The organism is Sorangiineae bacterium MSr12523 (genome assembly GCA_037157775.1).
In the GTDB taxonomy this organism is placed as follows: Bacteria; Myxococcota_A; Polyangia; order Polyangiales; family Polyangiaceae; genus Pendulispora; species Pendulispora brunnea.
In genome coordinates, this window is sequence record CP089982.1 from 454,078 (window position 1) to 474,479 (window position 20,402).

16 protein-coding genes are annotated in these 20,402 nt (G+C 64.2%); 5 read left to right on the top strand and 11 right to left on the bottom strand.

Going from position 1 to position 20,402, the window contains the following annotated elements; translation table 11 throughout:
• Window position 1: 1 nt before the first annotated feature.
• On the bottom strand, window positions 2–3,715 hold the full coding sequence (gene hrpA, locus LZC95_01895) for an ATP-dependent RNA helicase HrpA (GenBank protein WXA95594.1): 3,714 nt from the start codon (window positions 3,713–3,715) through the stop codon (window positions 2–4).
• A 152-nt stretch (window positions 3,716–3,867) separates the two neighbouring features.
• Between hrpA and LZC95_01900 the strand changes: the two genes are divergently transcribed.
• Together LZC95_01900 and LZC95_01905 are read left to right on the top strand one after the other, a co-directional pair.
• Window positions 3,868–4,872: a chitinase gene (locus LZC95_01900; protein ID WXA95595.1), complete on the top strand. Its 1,005-nt coding sequence runs from the start codon at window positions 3,868–3,870 to the stop codon at window positions 4,870–4,872.
• Between the two features lie 59 nt (window positions 4,873–4,931).
• Window positions 4,932–5,369 (top strand): deaminase, encoded by a 438-nt coding sequence (locus tag LZC95_01905; protein WXA95596.1) that lies wholly within the window; start codon window positions 4,932–4,934, stop codon window positions 5,367–5,369.
• A gap of 15 nt (window positions 5,370–5,384) precedes the next feature.
• Here the strand turns inward: LZC95_01905 and LZC95_01910 are convergent, their stop codons facing one another.
• Both LZC95_01910 and LZC95_01915 read right to left on the bottom strand, forming a co-directional pair.
• Window positions 5,385–6,800, bottom strand: a complete 1,416-nt coding sequence (locus LZC95_01910) for a cytochrome P450 (protein WXA95597.1) — start codon at window positions 6,798–6,800, stop codon at window positions 5,385–5,387.
• Window positions 6,801–6,810: 10 nt separating this feature from the next.
• On the bottom strand, window positions 6,811–8,064 hold the full coding sequence (locus LZC95_01915) for a DUF2236 domain-containing protein (protein ID WXA95598.1): 1,254 nt from the start codon (window positions 8,062–8,064) through the stop codon (window positions 6,811–6,813).
• Between the two features lie 78 nt (window positions 8,065–8,142).
• Here LZC95_01915 and LZC95_01920 point away from each other — a divergent pair, with 78 nt between their 5' ends.
• The gene (locus LZC95_01920; protein ID WXA95599.1) at window positions 8,143–8,790 is read left to right on the top strand and encodes a TetR/AcrR family transcriptional regulator; all 648 of its coding nucleotides are present in this window, start codon (window positions 8,143–8,145) and stop codon (window positions 8,788–8,790) included.
• Here the strand turns inward: LZC95_01920 and LZC95_01925 are convergent.
• The 4 genes from LZC95_01925 to LZC95_01940 form a co-directional block, all read right to left on the bottom strand.
• Window positions 8,718–9,713, bottom strand: a complete 996-nt coding sequence (locus LZC95_01925; protein WXA95600.1) for an AraC family transcriptional regulator — start codon at window positions 9,711–9,713, stop codon at window positions 8,718–8,720. The two genes, LZC95_01920 and LZC95_01925, sit on opposite strands and share 73 nt — an antisense overlap.
• Before the next feature lie 22 nt (window positions 9,714–9,735).
• Window positions 9,736–10,620 (bottom strand): SDR family NAD(P)-dependent oxidoreductase, encoded by an 885-nt coding sequence (locus LZC95_01930; GenBank protein ID WXA95601.1) that lies wholly within the window; start codon window positions 10,618–10,620, stop codon window positions 9,736–9,738.
• Window positions 10,621–10,716: 96 nt separating this feature from the next.
• Window positions 10,717–11,367 carry a glutathione S-transferase family protein gene (locus tag LZC95_01935; GenBank protein WXA95602.1) on the bottom strand — a complete coding sequence of 217 codons (651 nt, stop codon included), beginning with the start codon at window positions 11,365–11,367 and terminating at the stop codon, window positions 10,717–10,719.
• 12 nt (window positions 11,368–11,379) lie between these two features.
• Window positions 11,380–12,375 carry a sigma-70 family RNA polymerase sigma factor gene (locus LZC95_01940; GenBank protein WXA95603.1) on the bottom strand — a complete coding sequence of 332 codons (996 nt, stop codon included), beginning with the start codon at window positions 12,373–12,375 and terminating at the stop codon, window positions 11,380–11,382.
• A gap of 186 nt (window positions 12,376–12,561) precedes the next feature.
• On the opposite strand from LZC95_01940, the gene LZC95_01945 reads away from it, so the two are divergent.
• On the top strand, window positions 12,562–13,419 hold the full coding sequence (locus LZC95_01945) for an MBL fold metallo-hydrolase (protein WXA95604.1): 858 nt from the start codon (window positions 12,562–12,564) through the stop codon (window positions 13,417–13,419).
• Here LZC95_01945 and LZC95_01950 read toward each other — a convergent pair.
• From LZC95_01950 to LZC95_01965, 4 genes are all read right to left on the bottom strand, one after another.
• Complete coding sequence (locus LZC95_01950; protein ID WXA95605.1) at window positions 13,412–15,706, bottom strand: glycosyl hydrolase family 18 protein; 2,295 nt, start codon at window positions 15,704–15,706, stop codon at window positions 13,412–13,414. The two genes, LZC95_01945 and LZC95_01950, sit on opposite strands and share 8 nt — an antisense overlap.
• A gap of 121 nt (window positions 15,707–15,827) precedes the next feature.
• On the bottom strand, window positions 15,828–16,748 hold the full coding sequence (locus tag LZC95_01955; protein WXA95606.1) for a MerR family transcriptional regulator: 921 nt from the start codon (window positions 16,746–16,748) through the stop codon (window positions 15,828–15,830).
• Between the two features lie 47 nt (window positions 16,749–16,795).
• The gene (locus tag LZC95_01960; protein ID WXA95607.1) at window positions 16,796–17,884 is read right to left on the bottom strand and encodes an outer membrane protein assembly factor; all 1,089 of its coding nucleotides are present in this window, start codon (window positions 17,882–17,884) and stop codon (window positions 16,796–16,798) included.
• A 147-nt stretch (window positions 17,885–18,031) separates the two neighbouring features.
• A complete protein-coding gene (locus LZC95_01965) occupies window positions 18,032–19,231 on the bottom strand; it encodes a glycoside hydrolase family 16 protein (GenBank protein ID WXA95608.1) in 1,200 nt (399 codons plus the stop codon).
• 319 nt (window positions 19,232–19,550) lie between these two features.
• Here LZC95_01965 and LZC95_01970 point away from each other — a divergent pair, with 319 nt between their 5' ends.
• Window positions 19,551–20,402, top strand: a complete 852-nt coding sequence (locus tag LZC95_01970) for a branched-chain amino acid aminotransferase (GenBank protein WXA95609.1) — start codon at window positions 19,551–19,553, stop codon at window positions 20,400–20,402.

A 20,402-nucleotide genomic window follows, 5' to 3' on the forward strand; every position in this document is an offset into this window, starting at 1 on the left:
TTCACCGAAGCGCCGACATCGCCGCCGACACCTTGGCCACCGAAACCGGCACGGGTGTCTTCAGCTCGGGCGCGAAAATCGCCACCCGCAGCTCCTCGAACAACCACCGCAGCTCGCGCGCGCCGTTCGCGTCCCGCAGCGCGCGCCGCTTGTCCAAAAAGGCATTCCACAGCGGCGCAAACGGCGCCAGCTTCTCCATGTCCTTGCGCGGATCCGTCACCGCACGTCCCAAGCGCGCCTGCGCCGCCCGCAGATACCGCGGAAAATGCTCCAAGCGCCCCAGCGACACCGACTCCATCAGGTCCTCGGGAAACAGGTGCTCGAGCTGCGCGTAGATATCCAAAATAGCGGCCCGCCCGCTGGGGTGCTTCGAGGCCGTCTTCAATGCCCGCAGCGTCTTGTCGAGCTCCGCCGCCACCGCGGTGATCGCATCGGCGAACGCACGGAACAACGGCGCAATGCGCGGCACACCCGCGGCCAGCACTTGGTCGAACGCCCGCTTGTCGCGAGGTAAACCTTCGCCCAGCCCAAACGCCGCATCCACGATGCGCGCCACCACTCGCTCGCGAAAAAGCTCGTTTTCGGCGCGCGAAGTCAGCGCGCCGCCCGGCCGCGGGAACGCCGGCGGAATGCGCGGTGCAATCCCCGAAACCGCGCCCCGCGCCGCCAGGATCAACAGCCGCCGCACACCTCCACGCGAGGCCGATTCGGCCGCGCCCGCCGTTTCCATCAGCACCAAGTCCACCGACGTCCCGCGATCGACCAGCGCCGGATAGCTCCGCACATCCATGTTGCCGACCCGCCTCACGACGAACGCCGGCAGCTCGCCAAAGTCCCAGCCCGTAACCCCCTTGCGCTCCCACTTCGTGGCCGGCGCGGCTTGCTTCCACACCGCCCGCGCCCGCGCGCCGTGCTGCTTCAGAATCGCATCCACATCGCGACCCTGCGCGACCACCTTGCCGTCGTCGCCGATCACCCGGCACGTCAGACGCAGATAGCTCGCGACCATATCGGGCCGGAATGCATCCTCCGGCACCTCCATCCCCGTCTCTTCCTCCACGGCTCGCGCCAGCGCTGGAATCATCGGTCCACTAAACGGCTTCAATTTCGCCGCCACCGTCCGCGCCAGCTCGGGAATGTCACCGAGCTCTCGCCGCGTCCCCCGCGGCAACTCGTAGAGCAGCGCCGCGATCTTCTCTTGATGCCAACCCGGGATCGTCCAATCCAATTCACCCGGCTCCAATTGCGGAAGCAACACCAAGGGAACCGTCAGCGTAATCCCATCGTCGTCGGCCGATGGCTCGAACCGGTAGCTCACCGGCAAATTTGCACCGTGCAACTTCACGGTGTCCGGATAATCCGCTGCCCGAAGCCCTGGCTCGCCCGCCAAAACATCGTCCACCGAAAGAAGGAGGCACTTTGGGTCGCTTTTCTCCGCGCGCTCCCGCCACGCTTCGAATGTCTTCCCATTGACGACTTCCTCGCCGACACGCTGATCGAAAAACTCCAGCAGCGCGTCCTCGCTGGCGAGCATGTCGCTCCGCCGCGCCTTGTCCCGGAGCCGCGATACCTCCTCCATGAGCTCGCGGTTCTTGCGTTGAAACGTGCCCGGTGTTTTGTATTCGCCGCGCACCAGCGCATGCTCCAAAAAGATGCGCCGCGCCGCTGCAGGCGCAATGCTCGCGTAATCGACACTTCGGTCGCGCGCAATCGACAATCCGAACAACGTGGCGTGCTCTCGCACCGACGCGCGCGCGGACTTCTCCGACCAATGCGGATCCGAATAACTCCGCTTCAGCAAATGGGCGCCTGCTTCCAGCAGCCAATCGGGCTCGATCTTCGCCACCATGCGCGCGAAAAGCTGCGTCGTCTCCACGAGCTCGAAGGCCATGATCCAGGCCGGCGGCTTCTTGGCCAACGCCGACGAGGGGTGAATGGCAAATCGGGTCTGCTTCGCCCCAATATAGATTCTCTGCTCCGGATTCCATTGCCCAATCTTGGACAACAACCCGGTTGCGAGCGCCCGGTGCAGCGCATTCTCCGGTGCGGCCACCTTCGTCGTCTTCAGCTCGCGCGCCACCTCCTCGAGCTGCCGATGAATCTCGCCCCATTCGCGAATGCGCAAGAAGGACAAAAAGCTTTCCTTGCAGACCCGCCGCAAATGCGATTTCCCTTTGCGCTCCGCCTCCCGAACGAAGTCCCAGAGCCGCAGCAACCCCATGAAGTCGGACCGCTCGTCGCGAAAGCGGCGGTGCTGCTCGTCGGCCTTTTGCTGCGCATCGCGCGGGCGCTCCCGCGGATCCTGAATGTTCAGCGCCGCCGCGATGATCAGCACCTCCTTCAAACAACCCAGCTCCGCGCCGGCCAAAATCATGCGCCCGATGCGCGGATCCACCGGAAAACGCGCCAGCCGCTGCCCAATCGGTGTCAGCTCGCGATCCGCTCCCAGCGCTCCGAGCTCCTCCAGCACCCGATAGCCCTCGGCAATGGCGCGGGGCTGCGGCGGATCCAAAAAGGGAAAGTCCTCCACATCGCCCAGGCCGAGCGACTTCATACGAAGAATGACCCCGGCCAACCCGGTCCGTTTGATCTCCGGATCGGTGAACGCCGGCCTCTGGGCAAAGCTCGTCTCGTCGTACAGCCGCACGCAGATGCCTTCGCGCACGCGGCCGCATCGACCTTTGCGCTGTTCGGCGCTGGCCTGGGAAATCGCCTCGATTTGCAGGCGCGTCGTGCCCGAGCGCGGCTCGTAGCGCGACAAGCGCGCGATGCCCGCGTCGATGACGTACACGATGCCCGGAATGGTGAGCGACGTTTCCGCGACGTTGGTCGCGAGGATCACCCGCCGCTGCGGAATGCTCGCGAACACGCGCGATTGCTCCGCGCCCGACAACCGCGCGTACAGAGGCTGTACGACGGTGTGCCGCAACTCGCGCGCGGCGAGCTCGTTTTCGGTCTCGCGGATTTCGCGCTCGCCCGGCAGAAAGACCAAAATGTCGCCGCGCGGATCGAGCGAGGTCACATTGGCCACGGCGTTGGCCACGGCCTCGGCGAGATCCACGTCATCGGGCGGCGGCTCGTACAGCACGTCCACCGGGTACGTGCGCCCCTCCACCTCGATGACCGGCGCTCCGCCGAAAAACGAGGAGAAGTGCTCCGTTTGCAAGGTCGCCGAGCTGATGATCACTTTCAGATCGGGCCGCTGCGGCAGAATGCGCTTCACCCAGCCGAGAAGAAAATCGATGGTCAGGCTTCGCTCGTGCGCCTCGTCGATCACCAGCGTGTCGTACCGACGCAGCAGCGGATCGCCCTGGATCTCCGCCAGCAAAATGCCGTCGGTCATGAATTTGACGTACGTGTGCGGTGAGGTCCGATCCTCGAAGCGAATCTGATACCCGACGTCGGTGCCCAGCGGCGTGCCGAGCTCGCTGGCCACGCGCGCCGCCACGCTCGTCGCTGCAATGCGCCGCGGCTGCGTGACACCAATGCGCTGCTCCAACCCGCGGCCCATGGCCAGGGCAATCTTGGGCAATTGCGTGGTTTTTCCCGAGCCGGTCGCACCTGCGACAATCACCACCGGGTGCTCGTGGACGGCCGTCGCAATGTCGGGCACGCGCGCCGTGATGGGTAGCTCCGGGGGAAACTGTACGGACATGGGCGTGTCGAAATAGCAAAAGTGATCATCGAGATCACCTTCACCGATCGGGATCGCCATGATCGATCCGATCACCTGACACTCGCCCTCCCCTAATCCTCCCCCTCAGGCGGAGGGGGAATCCGGTGCCTCGAGGGAAAGAGTCGATCTCGTTGGTCTCGGAATGGTCCTTGCGAAGGGCTCGCGTCCCTTTAGCCCAGCGAGGAAACACCATGACCAAGTTCTCCATGCATTTTTCCGCAGCGACCGTCGCTCTGGCCATGATGGCCGCCGGGTGTGCCACGAACGCGACCGAAGAAAACACCACCACGGAAGACAACGTTGCCAGCACGAGCGACGCACTCGCGATCCGCTCCGCGGCGCCGTACCTGTACATGGGCTGGGGGAATCCTCCGAGCCCTTCGACGGTCATGAATGCTACCGGTGTCAAATGGTTCACCATGGCCTTTATCCTTTCGTCCGGCGGCTGCAACCCGGCCTGGGATGGCTCGCGTCCGCTCTCGGGAAGCGCCGACGCCAACGCCATCACGCAGATCCGGAACGCGGGCGGTGACATCGTCCCGTCGTTCGGCGGATGGAGCGGCAACAAGCTCGGTCCGAATTGCTCGAGCGCCTCCGCACTCGCCGGCGCCTACCAGAAGGTGATCAATGCCTACAAACTCAAGGCCATTGACATCGACATCGAGAACACCGACGAGTTCGAGAACAACACCGTCCAAGATCGCATCTTGGGCGCGTTGAAGATCGTCAAACAGAACAACGCCGGCATCACGACGATTGTCACCTTCGGTACGTCGAAGACCGGACCGACGGCACCGGGCAATCGCCTCATCGAGCGCGCCAAGGCGCTGGGCGCGAACATCGATATCTTCACGATCATGCCCTTCGACTTCGGCAGCTCGAACATCTACAACGACACGGTGGCCGCCTCCGAGGGCCTCAAGAACAAGTTGAAGTCGACGTTCGGCTGGAACGACGCCACCGCCTACTCGCACATGGGCATCTCGGGCATGAACGGCCTGTCCGACAACCAAGAGATGACCTCGCTCGACACCTGGACCCGCATCCGCGATTGGTCCAAGGGCAAGGGGCTCGCCCGCCTGGCCTTCTGGGGCGTAAACCGCGACCGCGGGTGCGCCGGCGGCGGTGTTCAGTCCAACTGCAGCGGCATCGCCCAGGCCAATTGGGCCTTCACCAAGATCACCGCGGGTTTCTGACCCTCGGACCCGGCGTTCGCCCGTAGCGTGAACCCACTGGGGCGTGCGAAAGTGTCCTCATGGACACCGCCCGCCCCAGTTTCGAAGAGCTCTACATGACGCTCGCCTTCGGCATGGCCCGGAGGTCGACGTGCCTGCGGCTGCAGGTCGGGACCGTCATCACCTCCACGGATTACCGGCAGGTGCTCGCGGTGGGGTACAACGGCAATGCCTCCGGCCTGCCCAATCAGTGCGATACGGACATTCCGGGTGCCTGCGGGTGCCTGCACTCCGAGGAGAACGCCTGCATCAACTGCCAATCGCCGCGGCAGCTCGGCAAGGTCGTTTTCGTCACGCACTTGCCTTGCGCCATGTGCGCGAAGCGGCTGATCAACCTCGGTGGCGTCACCAAGATTTACTACAGCGAGGAGTACCGCAAGCGCGATTCGCTGGCCCTCCTGGAGTCCGTCGGGATCATCGTCGAGCGGCTCACCATCCCGCGCGCCGACGCGCGTTGACCTGTTCGAGCGATCTCAGGCGTCGACGACCCGCTCGAGCCTCACCGGGAGCCCGTCTTTGGGAACGGGCAGCCCCGCGAAGTCGAACTTCGTCTTGTAGTTCGGGGCGACACTCCAGCGATACCGGCGCAGGATGCGGTGAAAAATGGCTTTGATCTGCACGCCCGCAAAGTGCATCCCGATGCATTTGTGAACGCCACCGCCAAAAGGCTGCCAGGCGTAAGGATGTACCTTGTCCTCACGACGGTGCGGCGCAAACCGTTCGGGATCGAAGCGCTCGGGTTGCGACCAGTACTCGGGCATGTGGTGCGCAAACTGCGGCAACACCGCCACGAACGTGTCCTTCGGCACGAAGTGGCCGCAGATGGACGTGTCCTTCACCGTCTTGCGCGCGAGGTACGGCACCGGCGCGACGAGGCGCATGGCTTCCCTCATGACCCAATCGAGGCCTGAAAGCTTTTCGAGATCGCCGAACTCCAATTCGTCCTTGCCCAGGGCAAACGATTCGTCGCGCAGCCGCTCCTGCCACTCGGGGTGCTTGGCCAGGTAATAGGCCATGGTGGTCATCGTGATGGTCGTGGTGTCGTGGGCGGCCATCAAGAGGAAGACCATATGATTGATGACGTCGTCGTCGGTGAATCGGTGGCCGTCTTCGCTGGTGGCGCGGCATAGAACCGCGAAGAGATCGCTGCTGTCCGAAGCGCGTTTGGCGGGCAGAAGCTCGCGGAAGAATCGCTCGAGCACGCGCCGGCCGTGCAGACCGCGCGCCCAGCGCGTACCGGGAATGGGGTAGCGCAGGACCGCGAATCCAGCCCGCACCGTCTCGATGAAGGCGCGGTTGATCTCGTTGGTCTCGCGCCCGAGTTTTGCGCCCATGAACACCTCGGTCGCCAAGTCCAAAGTGAGCTGCTTGATCGATGCGAGAAATGGAAACCGCGCGCCCGTGCGCCATCCGGCCACGCCTCGCGCGATGGCCGGCGTCATCTTTTCGAGGTACCCGCTCAATCGCTCGTTGGTAAAGGCGTGTTGCAGAATGCGCCGGTGGTGCAGGTGCTCCTCGAAATCGAGAAGCATGATGCCGCGGTGGAAGAAAGGGCCAATCCAATAGCCCCAACCCGGGCCGTTCGCGAAGGCCTTGTCTCGATTCTGAAGGACGACCTCGGAGGCTTTGGGACCCAAAGGAAAAACCCAGTACTGGCCGAGGATGCGGCCCCACGATACCGGACCGAATTGCTCGTAGCGGTAACGCAGAAAGGGCATGGGATCGCGGAGAAAAACCATGGCCAGCGTATGTCCGAGCCACGGAAGCCCGTCGTCGCCGGGCACGGGCTCGAGATCGCTGTCCTCGGGGATCCTCGAGAGCGGGCGCAGGACCAAAAGACGGCGGTTCGTGGCGATGAGGATCCGATCCGTCAAACTGGCACGTGGCATGACGAGCTCCTCAGACATGGGCGGGATGCGAGGTGTCCGGCTTGATGATGCCACCCGCGCTGCGTGCCCCCTCATGGAAGATCTCGATGAGACGCAATTGCTCCTGACGGCCTCGTTCGATGAGGCGCCGGTATCCGCCCGGCAAGGCGCGATGCACCGCCTGCCAGACGAAGCGGCCTGGAATGGTCAACATGGGATACCACGGCAGAATGGTGGGCACTCCGAGCTTGGCCAATCCCTTTTTGCCAACGAGAAACCGACTCATGCTCAGGTGTTTCGAATGCTCGAAACGCCGTCGTAGCCATTGAAAGTGCGCGTAGTGGCGTGTGAGCGGCTCGGCAGCCAGCGATTGCGCCAAAAGGCGCGCGCTTTCACCGCCGCGCGGATGGGTGCTGACGGCGTGCATCAACAGGCGAATGGCATCGTGTACCGAATCGAAGAGAAACTCGTCTTTGACGCCAAGGAGCCAGGCCACATAGCGGCCGTGGTGAATGACGGCGTCGCATTCGTCGCGCGTGATGGGTACACCCAGGAGGCGACTGGCAAAAGCCACCAGCGCGATGCCCAGAATGGTGGCCAGCATGTCCGTTTGGTTGATGGGCAATCCCCACATGGCAGCATCCCATTTGGGATTGCGCTCGAGGGCGCGGTTCACCAATGCGTGCACCATGCGGACGCGAATGGTGCTCTTGAATCCCGCGCCGAAGCGCTCGAGGCCGTCCGGCGATACCGTGTCCGCTCCCCAGGTGGCGGTTTCCGCGAAGCGGCGGCCGCTGCCCTTGTGCAGGGCACCGGTCATCATGAGTTGCTCGTTGAAGCCGGCGAGGAGGTAACCGCCCATGATGGACATGTCGCGGCCGATGTACACGGCCATGGGGCCGATCGCGTTGACCGCACGCGCGCCGCGGCGCACCTTCGCCATGTCGACCCATTTGGGGCGGCGATCGATGCGCGCGAAGAAGGCGCGCAGCTCCTCGGGTGCGTCGGGCACGGACTCGATGCCCTGCTCGAGGGCCTGCTCGAACAGCGCCTTGCCCTGCTTCGCATCGGTGGCGAACATCCAATCGACGAGGCGGCCCATCGGCTCGTCGCGTTCCCAGAGACCGTCGATCATGCGCTCACGCAGGGCCGCGTCCCAATGGACGGGGCCGCCGACGACGGCGTGCATGATCCGGTCGTGCAGCGCGCGCGGTAGCCCGGAAATCAGCGCGGGTTCGCGCCGCGGGAAGGGTGGCACACGACGGGGAACGCGCTGACCATCCATGGGTCAAGAGATACATGATATGCTCCTCGTGTTCCACATGTTCCATTCTCGGCCGAGAAGCCCTAGGCTCATTTCCGAATGATCCCGCGCCTTTCCGGGCTGCTCGCCCGAGCCATCGAACCTACGCCCGAGTCCGATGCCTTCGCGGAGCGCATTCTGGATGCGGCGCTGCTCGAAATTGCGGCGGTGGGCATTCAGCGGCTGACCCTCGTCGACGTGGCCCGGCGCGCGGGCGTGGGGCGCGTGACCGTGTACCGTCGCTTCGCCGATCGCGAGAGCCTGCTCGAGGCCCTCGCGCAGCGTGAGTCGCGGCGGTTCTACATCGCGGTGAGCGAGGCCGCGGCCCGTGCGGCGACGATAGAGGAGCGCCTCACGGAGGGATTCGTCACATTCGTGCGGTTCGCGCGCACGCATCCGGTGCTGCAGCGTCTCACGCGAACGGAGCCGCACGCCCTTCTCGAGTACGTACTCGGCGACGATGCGGCGGCGTTTCGCGTGGGCTGCAGCTTCATGGCCACGCAGCTTCGCAGCGTGAACGCCGTCGAGCCGGAGCGGCTCGAGTGGGTGGCGGAAACCCTGGTGCGCATCGCGCTGTCCTTCGTGCTGCCGCTGCCGAGCGTGGTGCGGTTGGACGACGATGCAGCAGCCCGCGCCTATGCGCGCGATTGCATTCTGCCGCTGGTGGCCTTTCGCCAGCGAAGCGGCGTGGTGCCCTCCCAGCCGTGAAAGGCGCGGGTGAACGAATTGACCTCCTCGAAGCCAAGGAGGTACGCGACCTCGTTGGGCTCGAGGTTCGTGTGGGCCAAGAGCCGGAGTGAGGTGTCGCGGCGCACGTCGTCGAGCAGCTTTTGATACGTCGTCCCGAGTTCCTCGAGGCGCCGCTGCAGGGTGCGCGGGCTGATGTGCATGTCCTCGGCGATCTTCTCCACGCTCGGTCGCTCGCCGTGCATGCGCCGCCCGAGCGCGGTTCGGACGTCGTCGGCGAGGGAGCGCGAGGTGAGGCGCTCGCGCAATTGCGATTCGAGCGTCGGGAGCATCAGCTCGAGCAGATCGGCGTTGTGGGTGAGGAAGGGACGCGCGAGATCTTTCTCGTCGAACACGAGCCGATCGAGCGATGCATCGAAGTGGATCTCGCAGCCGAAATGGCGGTGAAAGAGCGCCTCTTCGGCCCGCCGGCGCGCGAGCTCGACGCGCACCGGTATGATCGGCGCCCCCGAGCCGCGGCGCCCTACGACGACCAACGTCGAGAAGGTGGCATCCACGAGGAGCATGGGCATCGACTCCTCGAGGTGCATCCAGTGAAAGGAGATCCGCGCCTCGCCGCCGGCCACCTCGACGGACACGCGCTCCGAGCAGACGAGCCGCTTGTAGCGTGCGAACTTCTTCAACGCCTCACCGAGGCTCGGCGAGTGCAGCGCGGTCATCGTCACGATGTCGAGCTGGTGGGGCAGGGCCTCCGACCCGACACGCAGGCCGATGTCGCGCGCCGGCATCACCTCCTCGACGGCGCGCCAGAACGCGAACAGCTCGGCCGGCGAGATGCGCGCCCGCGAAGTCTGGAACCGCGAAGGCAGGATGCCCGCGCGGTCCAAGACGCGGCGCACGTCGACGCCCAGCTCGGTCAAGCGATCGAGCAGGGCGCTCGGCACCGGGACCAGATCCGCAGGCAAATCAGCCCCCGCGTTGCTGCGAGGCGAGGAATTTGGCAATCGGCGTGTCGGCAAAGTCTCCCATCCCCTCGAAGTCGGTCGAGACGCTGAGAGTTTTCCATTTCGCGTCCTCGGCTGCACGCGCCTTGAGCACGAGATCTGCGCAGAACGCGGCATCGGACCCGGCCAAGAACCGAAGCGGCGGCTCTTTTTCCGCGGCGATGCGCAGGATGGCTTGGGCCACCTTGCTGGGGTCGCCGCGCATGATGGCCGGGCCGCGGTTCTGGAACATGGCGCCCACCGTCGCTTGGTAGTCGGGATCGATGTCGTCGATGCGCATCGACGGGCCGGCCCAATCCGTGCGCATGCCGCCCGGCTCGATGACGGTGACGCGGATGCCCAGCGGGCCGACCTCCTTGGCGAGCACCTCGGAGAACTGGGCGACGGCAGCCTTCGAGGCTTGGTACGCCGCGATACCCGGCGATCCCATTCGGCTGCCGACGGACGAGACTTGGATGATGTGCCCATCGCGCTGGGCGCGGAGCACGGGAAGTGCGGCGCGTGTGACGTTCACCACGCCGAAGAAGTTCGTCTCGACCTGCGCGCGGAAGTCGTCTTCCGCCATGTGCTCGATCGAGTTGACGTTCGCGTACCCTGCATTGTTGACCACGACGTCGAGCCGGCCAAACGCGGAGGTGGCAACGGCGACCGCCTCGCGTGCGGCCGCCGAATTGGTAACGTCGAGTGCCACCGCGCGCACGCGGTCGCCGTATTCGGCCACGAGCTCGCGCAGATCCTCCGCCTTGCGCGCGGTGGCCACCAGGCGATGACCGGCTGCGAGCACGGCCTTTGCGAGATCACGGCCGAGGCCGCGGGAGCTTCCAGTGATGAGCCAAACCTTCGACATGGGATGTTCCGTCCTTTCTGACGACTCCCATCGTGAGGTTGCGGGCAGCGCGGTTCCAATCGGATGGCGCCAAAGAATCATCGCATTGCGACATGTCTAACCCCGCGGAAACATGTGAAAATACGGCTTCGCCTCCTCGATGACCCGCGCGACCGAGGGGCGCGTTCGAAGGCGTGCGAGGTAGGCCGCCGTCTTCGGGTGCGCATCCCCGAAGGGCACGACCAGCTCGGCGTAGAAGAGGGCAGGGGCCGCCGCGCAATCGGCCATGGTGAAGTCTTCCCCGATGGCCCACGTGCGGGTGGCCATTTGCTCTTCGATCATGCCGTAGGCGACTTGCAATTTGCCTTTGGCCTCCTCGACGCCGTACGCGTCGTGCGTGCCCTCGGGGCGAATGCGGTCGACCACGATTTTGCTCATGGGCTCCTGCACGTACAAGTCGTAAAAGCGATCCCAGAGACGCGTCTGCAGTGCCAAATCCGGATCGGCAGGAAACAGCGGCGTTCGCCCGGGATAATGGCGCGCCAGGTACTCGAGGATGATGCTCGTCTCGGGCACGGTGCGATCCCGTGCGTGATCGCGCAATAGCGGCATCTTTCCCACGGGCCAGAGGTTCTTGTAATGCGCCGCATCGGCCTCGTCCATGAGATCCACGAGGCGTGCTTCGAAGGGTATTTCGTTTTCGTAAAGTGCAATGAGCACTTTTTGACAAAAAGATGCCAGCGGGTGCATGTAAAGCGTGAGGGCCATGATGACTCCTGTTTATCGCCACCAGCGGTAGCCGTTGCTGCGGAATGGGACGCCGAGTTCGCGGCAAACGTCCGCGATGAAGTCCGGCGTGTAGAAGTAATTGCGAATATGCGCGACGCGATCTCCGTCGAGCTCGAGGCGGGTGATGGCGCGCACGGCCTCTCCGTCCTCGTGCTCGTACCACGAGAGGAGCAATGCCTCCCCGCGGTGGATGCGCAGCTCGGCCCGCGGCAGGGTTGGCCGGACGCCTCGGAAGAAGCTGGGGTCGAAGCCACACGGGCCCTGGGGATCGGGATTGGCCATGACGCGGCTGCCGAACAGCATGCCCGGGAGGATGCGCGCGCGCGCCGATTCGGGGCCGTACTCGGTGGTGGCGCCGACCACCTCGATGGTCATCGTGTCGAGGAGCAGCGCCGTGAGCCGGTCGATATCGTGCGCGTTGAACGCTTCGCAAAAGGCATCGAGCGCCGCGGGCACGGCTTGCGCGGCAGGCATTTCGGGCTCCGGCTCGACCAACTTGTTCCGTCCGCGGTGCAGCGCACTTTTGACCGTGCCCGGCGTGGTGCCCAGTGCTTCGGCGACCTCCTCGAGGCTCAGTTCGAAGACGTCTTTGAGCACCACGGCGGCCCGCTCTTGGGGCGAAAGCCGAACGAGAAGCGTGCCCGCAGCTTCCCGCGTCGCGCGCGGTTCCTGCGAGGCGGCCGGTTCGACGTCGACACCCAGGCGCTCACGGCTTCGCCGCATCTGATCGATCCACAGGTTCGAGGCGACGCGGAACAACCATGCCCGCGGATTCGGCGGGCCCTCCACCATGCGACCGAGCGTGGCGAACGCGCGCGCCATCGTATCTTGCGCCAGGTCCTCGGCATCCCAAGGGCTGCGCGTCAGGTAGCGGCAATAACGGTACAACTCGGGCCTCAGCGGCTCGTACACATCGAGAAAGCGATGCCAGGAGCCTTTCAGGGCGCCGGAAAGCTCGCTCAGGGAGTCGGTGGACGGGGTGGTCATGGTGGGAAAACGGCGACGGCCGCCGAAAGGATAGCGCGTCGCGCATTTATTTTGGCGGTCTCGGCAAGCTTCCCTCGGGGGACCGCGGTCGGTAATCTGCCGGCGTTGACCCGGCGCCATCTCCTGCAATCCATCTTGTCGTGCGCGGCCCTTTCGGCATGCCGTGGTCCAGAACCGCATGCGGCGGTGGCTCCGTCGAAAGAGGGGCTGCACCTGGTGACGTTGGGCACCAAGGGCGGGCCAACGGTGCGTGTGGACCGCATTCAACCGTGCAATCTGCTGCTGGTCGATGGCCATCCCTACGTGATCGATTGCGGTCTCGGGGTGACGCGGCAGCTCGTCAAGGTGGGGGTGGCGCTCGGGGATTGCCGCTCGGTCTTCATCACGCACCAGCATTCCGATCACAACTTGGAGTTCGGCAATCTGGCCCTCTCCGCGTGGAACGCGAACCTGTCGGAGACGATGACCTTTTACGGTCCGCCACCGATGGCGGCGATGCTTCGCTCCTACCTGGAGACGAACGCCTTCGACATCGACACGCGCATCGCGGACCAGGGCCTGCCGGACGTGCGCCGTCTGGTCGCTGCACGCGAAATCGCGGAACCGGGGCTCGTTCTCGACGATGGGCGCGTTCGCGTTTCCGCGGCGCGGGTGAACCATCCGCCGATCGAGCAGAGTTACGCCTTCCGCTTCGACACGCGCCATGGCTCCGTGGTCTTCTCGGGCGACACGACCCCGTCGGACGCGCTCGTGAAGCTTGCGCGCGGGGCGGATTGGCTCGTGCACGAGGTGCTGCACCTGCCCTCGTTGGATGGGTTGGTCGCAACAGGCCGCACGGAGCCAAAGCTGCGGGCGCATTTGCTCGCGTCGCACACCACGAACGAGCAAGTCGGCAAAGTCGCAGCGGATGCGGGGGTGAAGCACCTGGTGCTGTCGCACCTCGTGTCGTTCGGAACCGTCACCGACGAACAATGGCTGGCATCGTGCAGGGGCCCTTACGAGGGCCCCATTTTCGTTGCGCACGATGGTCAAATGATCATTTGAGACCCGTATCCACGGCCGTCATCAAGGTGCCGGTGTCTCCGGACATCTCCCAGGCCATGGCGCCGAGCAGGCCCTTGCTCTTGATCCACGCCGTCTTCTTCTGAATCGACCATGCGTCGTCGAATGTCCACCATTGGCCGCCGTTGCCGGTGAAGCAATACGTGGCCACGGAGGCCTCGTCATGGCGCACGGTGCAATTGGGCACGCTGGAAATCAAATTGGCATAGCCGCGTGTTCCCGCCTCCTCTTGGAACTGCCCCGGCGCCGCGCCGTTGGCCGCTTGCCATTCACCGAATTTGCCTCCATCGGTGACGCTCTGCCATCCGCGTCCGTAAAAGGCCAACCCCACGGTGAGCTTGCGCGGGCTCACCCCGGCGGACGTGTACGCATTGATGGCGTTCTCCACGCTGAAGTGGAACGAATACGGATCCTCGGCATCCGCATAAAGATTGCCTTGGTGCCCCGTGCGATTGGGCTCCCAGGAATTGTCGCTGCCGGCGCCGTGGAAGTCGTAACCTTGCACATTGAAGATGTCGAGCGACGTCGCATCCTGCGCCAGGTCCCACCCCGCGGCAATCTTCGCCGGATCGGCCGGGGTGAACGCGGTGAGCTGGTAACGCTTTCCGGTTTGCGTGCCCAATGCATCGAGCTGGCGGCGGAATTCGGCCAGGAGCAGCGCGAGGTTCGCCTTGTCGTTGGGGCTCACATGGTTGCCTGCGTGGCCTTCCGCGCCCGGCCACTCCCAATCGATGTCGATGCCATCGAAGATGCCCGCCGCCGTTCCCGGCCCACCCGCGCTGTTGTACACGGGCAAATTGCCCTTGATGTACATGTCCACGCACGAGCTCACGAACTTCTTCCGCGCCGCATCGGTCGCCGACACGTCGGAGAAGTACTTCGAATACGTCCACCCGCCGAGGGAAATGAGCACCTTCAAGTTGGGGTATTTGGCCTTCAGCTTCTTGAGCTGGTTATAATTGCCGCGGAGGCTCTCCCATCCCGTGTCGGCCACGCCATCCACGGATTGCGCCGCCGAGAAGGGCCGGCTGTAATCCGCTTCCGCATCGCCGGCACCATCGCCTTGATTCGGATCTTGCGGATTCGACGTTGTAGCCTTGGTCACCCCGTGGAGGCACGTCAGATTGACCGGATCGATGTTGCCGAATGCATAATTGAGGTGGGTCAGCTTGGCCGCGGCACCGGTCGTGTCCAAATTGCGCACGAAATATTGTCGCCCGTAAATGCCCCACTGGACGAAATAGCCCACCCGCGCATACCCGTTTACGATGTCGCTGGTGGTGACACTCAATGCGGTGCTCGCCGCCGAGGTATTGTCGTAGCCATCGCGTGCGCGAACGGTGAAGGTGTATTTCGTCGACGGGGCAAGCCCGCTCACCTTGGCCGACGTTCCCGTCACCGTGGCGGCGAGGGTGCTGCCCGAGTACACGTCGTAGGCGACGACCCCCGTGTTGTCCGTCGAGGCATTCCATGCAAGCGATACGCTGCCAGCATCGACGGCGGTGCTGCGCAGGTTGCCCGGCGCCGTGGGCGCCTGCGTGTCGTCGGACGGGTTGTTCGTGCGCACCGTGAGCGGGGCGCTCGCCGGCGAGGCGGTGCCTTTGCGATCTTTGGCGCGCACCGTAAACGTGTAATCGGTATTCGGCGTGAGCCCGGTCACGGTGGCCGTGGTATCGGTCACCGACGCGGCGAGGGTGCTGCCGCGGTAAACCTCGTAGCCAACCACCGGCAGCGATCCGGGTTGTGCGGCATTCCACGCCAGGGTCACCGTCTTCGTCGTTTTCACGGTGGCCCGGAAATTCGTGGGCGCGGCCGGCGGCGCGTCGGCCGACCCATCGCAATTGGCATCATCGATGCGGCAACTCGTCGGCGTCGCCGTGGAGCTGAGTCGGAAGGTCGGGCTGTACGGGTACGTGGAGCGGCCCGGCTGCAGCGTGTTGATGTAATACGCCGGGGTCAGGGTCACATGGGTCCCACTCTGGCTCACCGTACCGTGTTCGCCCGAGGTGACGGTCACCCCCGAGGGCACGTCGAAGGTGATCGTCCACCCCGTCACCGCCTCGGTGCTCTTGTTCGTCACCGTGTATTCGCCGGTGGTGCCGTTCAGCGCGAGGGCCGCGGTCAGTCGCCCCGCGGCCAGCACCGGTGATGCCGTCGTGCCCAGCACGAGCTCGTTCTCGGCCGTGCATCCGGCCCCTTCGAAGGTCGCGGTGAGCGTCACCGCGACCGTCAATCCGTAAGCCCATCGACTGAATTGAAATTTGGACACGGGATTTCCTCCTGCTAAGCCGCCAACGCGGAATGCGCGCGCGGCTACGCAAGGAGCATTCCCTCCTAGGAAATCCCGTTGGGTCCTGTCGCGATGATCGATCGGATCATGGCGAACCCGATCACGGCCGGAAATGATGCAGCACGGCGTCGTTCATCCATTTGCCCTCCGCGAACTTGCGCCGCATCTCGGGCGTGTCGTTCATGACCAAGATGAGCTCCCAGTACCGCCCCACACGAGCGTCGCTGTCGAAGCGATCGTAGAGATCGCGCCGCACCGCATCGCTGAGGGGAACGCCACGCGCCTCCGCGAGGTTTGCTGCATACCGTTCCAAGATGGCGCGGGCTTCGTCCGAGTCGGGCGCGATGCCGCGTGTTGCGGCGTCCGTCAGATCGTCCGCGATGGCTTCGCAGGCGCGTTTCATCGCGGCCATTTCGGACGGTTCCAATGCATTTTTGGCCTGCTTTTGCAGATTCGCCACGAACGTGCGATCGGCGAGCAGCTCGGAGAGCTCGATCCATGCATCGTGCTGCTCGGACGTGGGATTCTCCGGCAGTTGGGGCATGGTGCTTTCGATCACCTGGCGCTTCCAGGCCTCCTCCACGTTGGCACCTTGGAATGCATTTTCGAAGAATCCTTCGATGACGGCTTTTCGTTGTTCTGTGGACAATCGGGTCACGGCACATATCCTCCTTACGTCGTCGGCGGAGGGCTCGGAGCGGAGGGCTGCACGCAACGCGGCCCCGATGCGCTGCAGGGAAGCGATGTGCGCTTCCACGGCGGCGAGCCGGAGCCGGAGTGCATCCGCGAGCGACGCCTCGCGTTGCAGCACTTTCTTGATGGAATCGAGACCAAGGCCCGCTTCGCGCAGCGTTCGCACGAGGTCGAGGCGCACGAGTGCCTCCTCCCCGTACAAGCGATAGCCGCTTCGCGATCGCTCCGCCGGGGGAAGCAGTCCCTCGTCGGAGTAGAACCGCAGCGTCTTCACCGGCATGCCGGTGCGACGTGCAAGCTCGCCAATGGTCAACCGCTCTTTTGCCATGCCGTGAGTCTGGAGTCTCCAGTCGCTGGAGGGTCAATGCCCGTCGTTCAAAAAGCTTCGCCTACGTTGATGTAAAAGCGCAATTCGTCGCCGTAGGCAATGTCGAGCCTCAGGTTGACGGGGACGTCGGCCAGGGGGGCGAAGCGGAGTCCGCCGCCGCCGGCGAACCTCACCGGCGAATCGCCGACGTCGCTCAGGGTATGCGAAACCTGCCCCAGCGACGCGAAGCCCACGGCGCCAAAGCGCCAGAAGAGCGGCATGCGGTATTCGATCTGCGCGGCGAGGTAATTTCGGTCGCGAAAGCGGCCTCGAAAATAGCCGCGCATGATCGAGTCGCCTCCCATGAGCCCCAGATCGTAGAACGGCGGCGCACCGTCGCGGATCTCGGCCAGCGCCTGCAGGGCGAGCACGTGCCGATCCGCCCAAGGAAGCGAAATGTACTTCCGGGCATCGACGCTGAGCACGTCGTAGTCGAACTCCGAGCCCAACGCCGGCCTGGCCATGCGCGCGAAGACGCGGATGATGTGGCCATCGCGCGGGTAGATGGTGCTGTCGCGCGTGTCGTAGAAGCCTGCGAGGCCGACTTCGACACTGCGGCCCCCGCCCGAACCCGGGACGATGCCTCGCTCCAGCATGCCCCCGGCCTCGGTCTCGGTGATGTTCGTATACGCAAATCGCGCGTCAGGACCCAGGTACATGCCTTTGAGAAGGCGCAGTTTGGGGCTCAGGCCGACTTCGAAGCCCACGGGCGTGTAGTCTTCGTCGTCCTCCTCGTTCGTATGGCTTCCCAGGCCGTAGAAGACGTTCGGAAATCGCGAAGCACCGAGCACGCCCCCGAGCTGCACGCGGTCGTTCCAGAGGTACACGTCGGGCACGAGCTGCAGGGCCACTTGCCCTTTCACCGTCACGGCGACTGCGAGCATGATCTGCGACTCGCGGTGGCCCGCCTCGGGTGGGTAGCTGTAAACGCCGACGGCGGCGCCGCCGAGGAGCAGGCTCGTTTCGGGCGTGTAGGCCGGCACCACGAAGGGGACCACGGAGAGCTTGCCTTCGGGGGCAGGCGGCACATCCTCGGCCCTTGCCGCCGAAGAGGCCAAAAAGACAGCGGCCAAGCCCCATCGTGTCGTCGCTCGCATGAACTCGAGACGCAAGGTACCGGCTCATTCCTCGCGTGGGCACCCAGAAATAGGAACAGGGAGACGGGGAGTTTTTGATTTGGGAACGGTGACCACCGAACCCTCAAAACTCCCCGTCTCCCCGCCTCCCTGTGAATTTCTCTTCTTCTAAGTGCGCTGCCAGACGCGGACGTAGTCGACGAGCATGTACAGCGGGAAGTCGGCCTTGTTGGGTTGGGCGCCCGGGAATTGGCCGCCGACGGCCAAGTTCAGAATGATGAAGAACGGCTTGCGGAATTCTTCCTGGTTGGCCGCAGAGATGTTCACGGTGTGAACGGGGTTGGGCTTCGTCTCGCGGTCGACGTACCAGCGAATCTGGCTCGCGTCCCACTCGATGCTGTAAAGGTGGAACTGCGCCACGTTGCCCGTCCCGTAGGTGTTCGGCAGATTGTTGTTCTGCCCATCCGCCCAGGGGTAGACCCCAACACGGGAATCCCAGAACAGGTTCTGGAAGGTCACCGTGTCGCTGTTGCGGTGCTCCATGATATCGATTTCACCACAGCTCGACCAATTGGCTCCCATCCGGTCGTAATAGCCGATGGGCGCATTGTAGTTGCTGGTGTACGTGGCATCGTTGGAGGTGCCCATCATCCAGAATGCCGGCCAGCTGCCCACGGCATTGGGCATCTGGATGCGTGCTTCGATGCGGCCGTACTGCCAGGAGCGTTTGCCCTGCGTGGTGATACGGGCGGAGCGCTGGTACCAGTCGCGTCCCGCAATGTTGGTTGGCGTGTTGTTGTAGTCCGCTCGGATGACCAAGTTGCCACCCTGCAAATAAGCGTTTTCGGGACGGTACCACTCCCATTCGCCGTTGCCCCACCCATCGAAGGCATTTGCGCCCGGATTGAGCCCGTTGCCCACGTGGTAGTTCCAGTTCGAGGCGTTGGGCTGCCCGCTGCCCTCGAATTGGTCCTCCCAGACGACTTGCCAGTTGCCCGAGGGCGGAGGCGCCGACCCCATGGTGAATTGGGTCCATGACGTGTCCATGGCCCCGCCGCTGCTATTTCCAATGGTGAAGAAGTACCGCACGGTTGCACCGCTTGGTACGTTGTTGACCGTGTACGTGTTGTTGTTGCCGCTCACGGACATTCGGAAATTCTGCTGCCCATCGCTGTTGATTTGATAATGCAGGTCGGCCCAGGGCGCGTCGTTCACGTAGAATTGGACGCTGCTCGAGGAGACGATATTGTACCCATACGTTGCCGCCGCCGCGTCTCGAATCGGCAAAACGGCAATGGCCACGGCCGCGAGCAACACGGCCATCAGCATGGCTTTTACCCCACGATCGAATCGATGATTCTTCACCATCGCAGCACCTCCATGGCTGGTATGCGCGTAGCGGCCGGCATACTGCGTTACGTGGCACTGCCGTGCAACGAAAATGAAACTCTTGTATCCGCAAAGTGATCGCTATTAAGTGGTATTGCTCGGCTTTGGCTTTAAATGCCGAATTGCGTAGCTGAGCGTCACGAATTAACGATTTGGTCAATGGTAACGTGACACCGGTGTCGTTTAGTGGCTGTGCTCGCTCTTTGCGGCAAACCGGCCAATTGGGCGAAACGCACGCGTCCAAGATGGATTTGCGCCCTGCAAGATGTTTTGGTTGACGCTGGAGGCAGCGCCCGCGATGACGACCAAAACGGTTTGGACCTACTACGAAAATGACTGGCACCCCGGCAACGTGCGGCTCCTTGGTGCGGTGTCCCACGCCACCTGGCTCGCGTCGCTGGTATTCGACGGCGCGCGCGCGTTCGAGGGGGTTGTCCCGGATTTGGATCGGCACTGTGCGAGGGTGAACGACAGCGCCCGCGCCCTCGGCCTGGACCCGACCCTGTCCGGGGAGGCCATCATCCAGATCGCACGGGAGGGGTTACGCAAGTTCGCGCCCGATGCTGCCGTTTACGTGCGGCCGATGTATTGGGCCGAGGACTACGACGTGGGGGTCATCCTGCCGTTGGCATCGTCGGCGGCCTTCGCCTTGTGCCTCCAGGAAATGCCCATGGTCGCGCCCTCGGGCCTTTCCATCACGACGACGCAATTCCGAAGGCCCACCCTGGAGACGATGCCGGTCAACGCGAAGGCCGCCTGTCTTTACCCGAACAGCGCTCGCATGCTTCGCGAGGCCAAATCGCGCGGATTCCAGAACGCGCTCTGTTGCGATACGCAGGGCAACGTCGCCGAGTTGGCCACGGCCAACGTGTTCATGGCCCGCGGCGGGGAGGTCTTTACCCCGGTGCCCAATCGCACCTTCCTCGACGGCATCACCCGGCAGCGCGTCATCGGCTTGCTGCGTCATGCCGGCGTCACCGTCCACGAGACCACGTTGACGGTGGACGACTTCCGCCAAGCGGACGAGATCTTCAGCACCGGCAACGTCTCCAAAGTCGTGCCCATCACGCGCTTCGACGATCGGACCCTGGAATATGGCCCAATGGCCCGAAAGGCGCGGCAGCTCTATTGGGATTGGGCCCATTCTTGA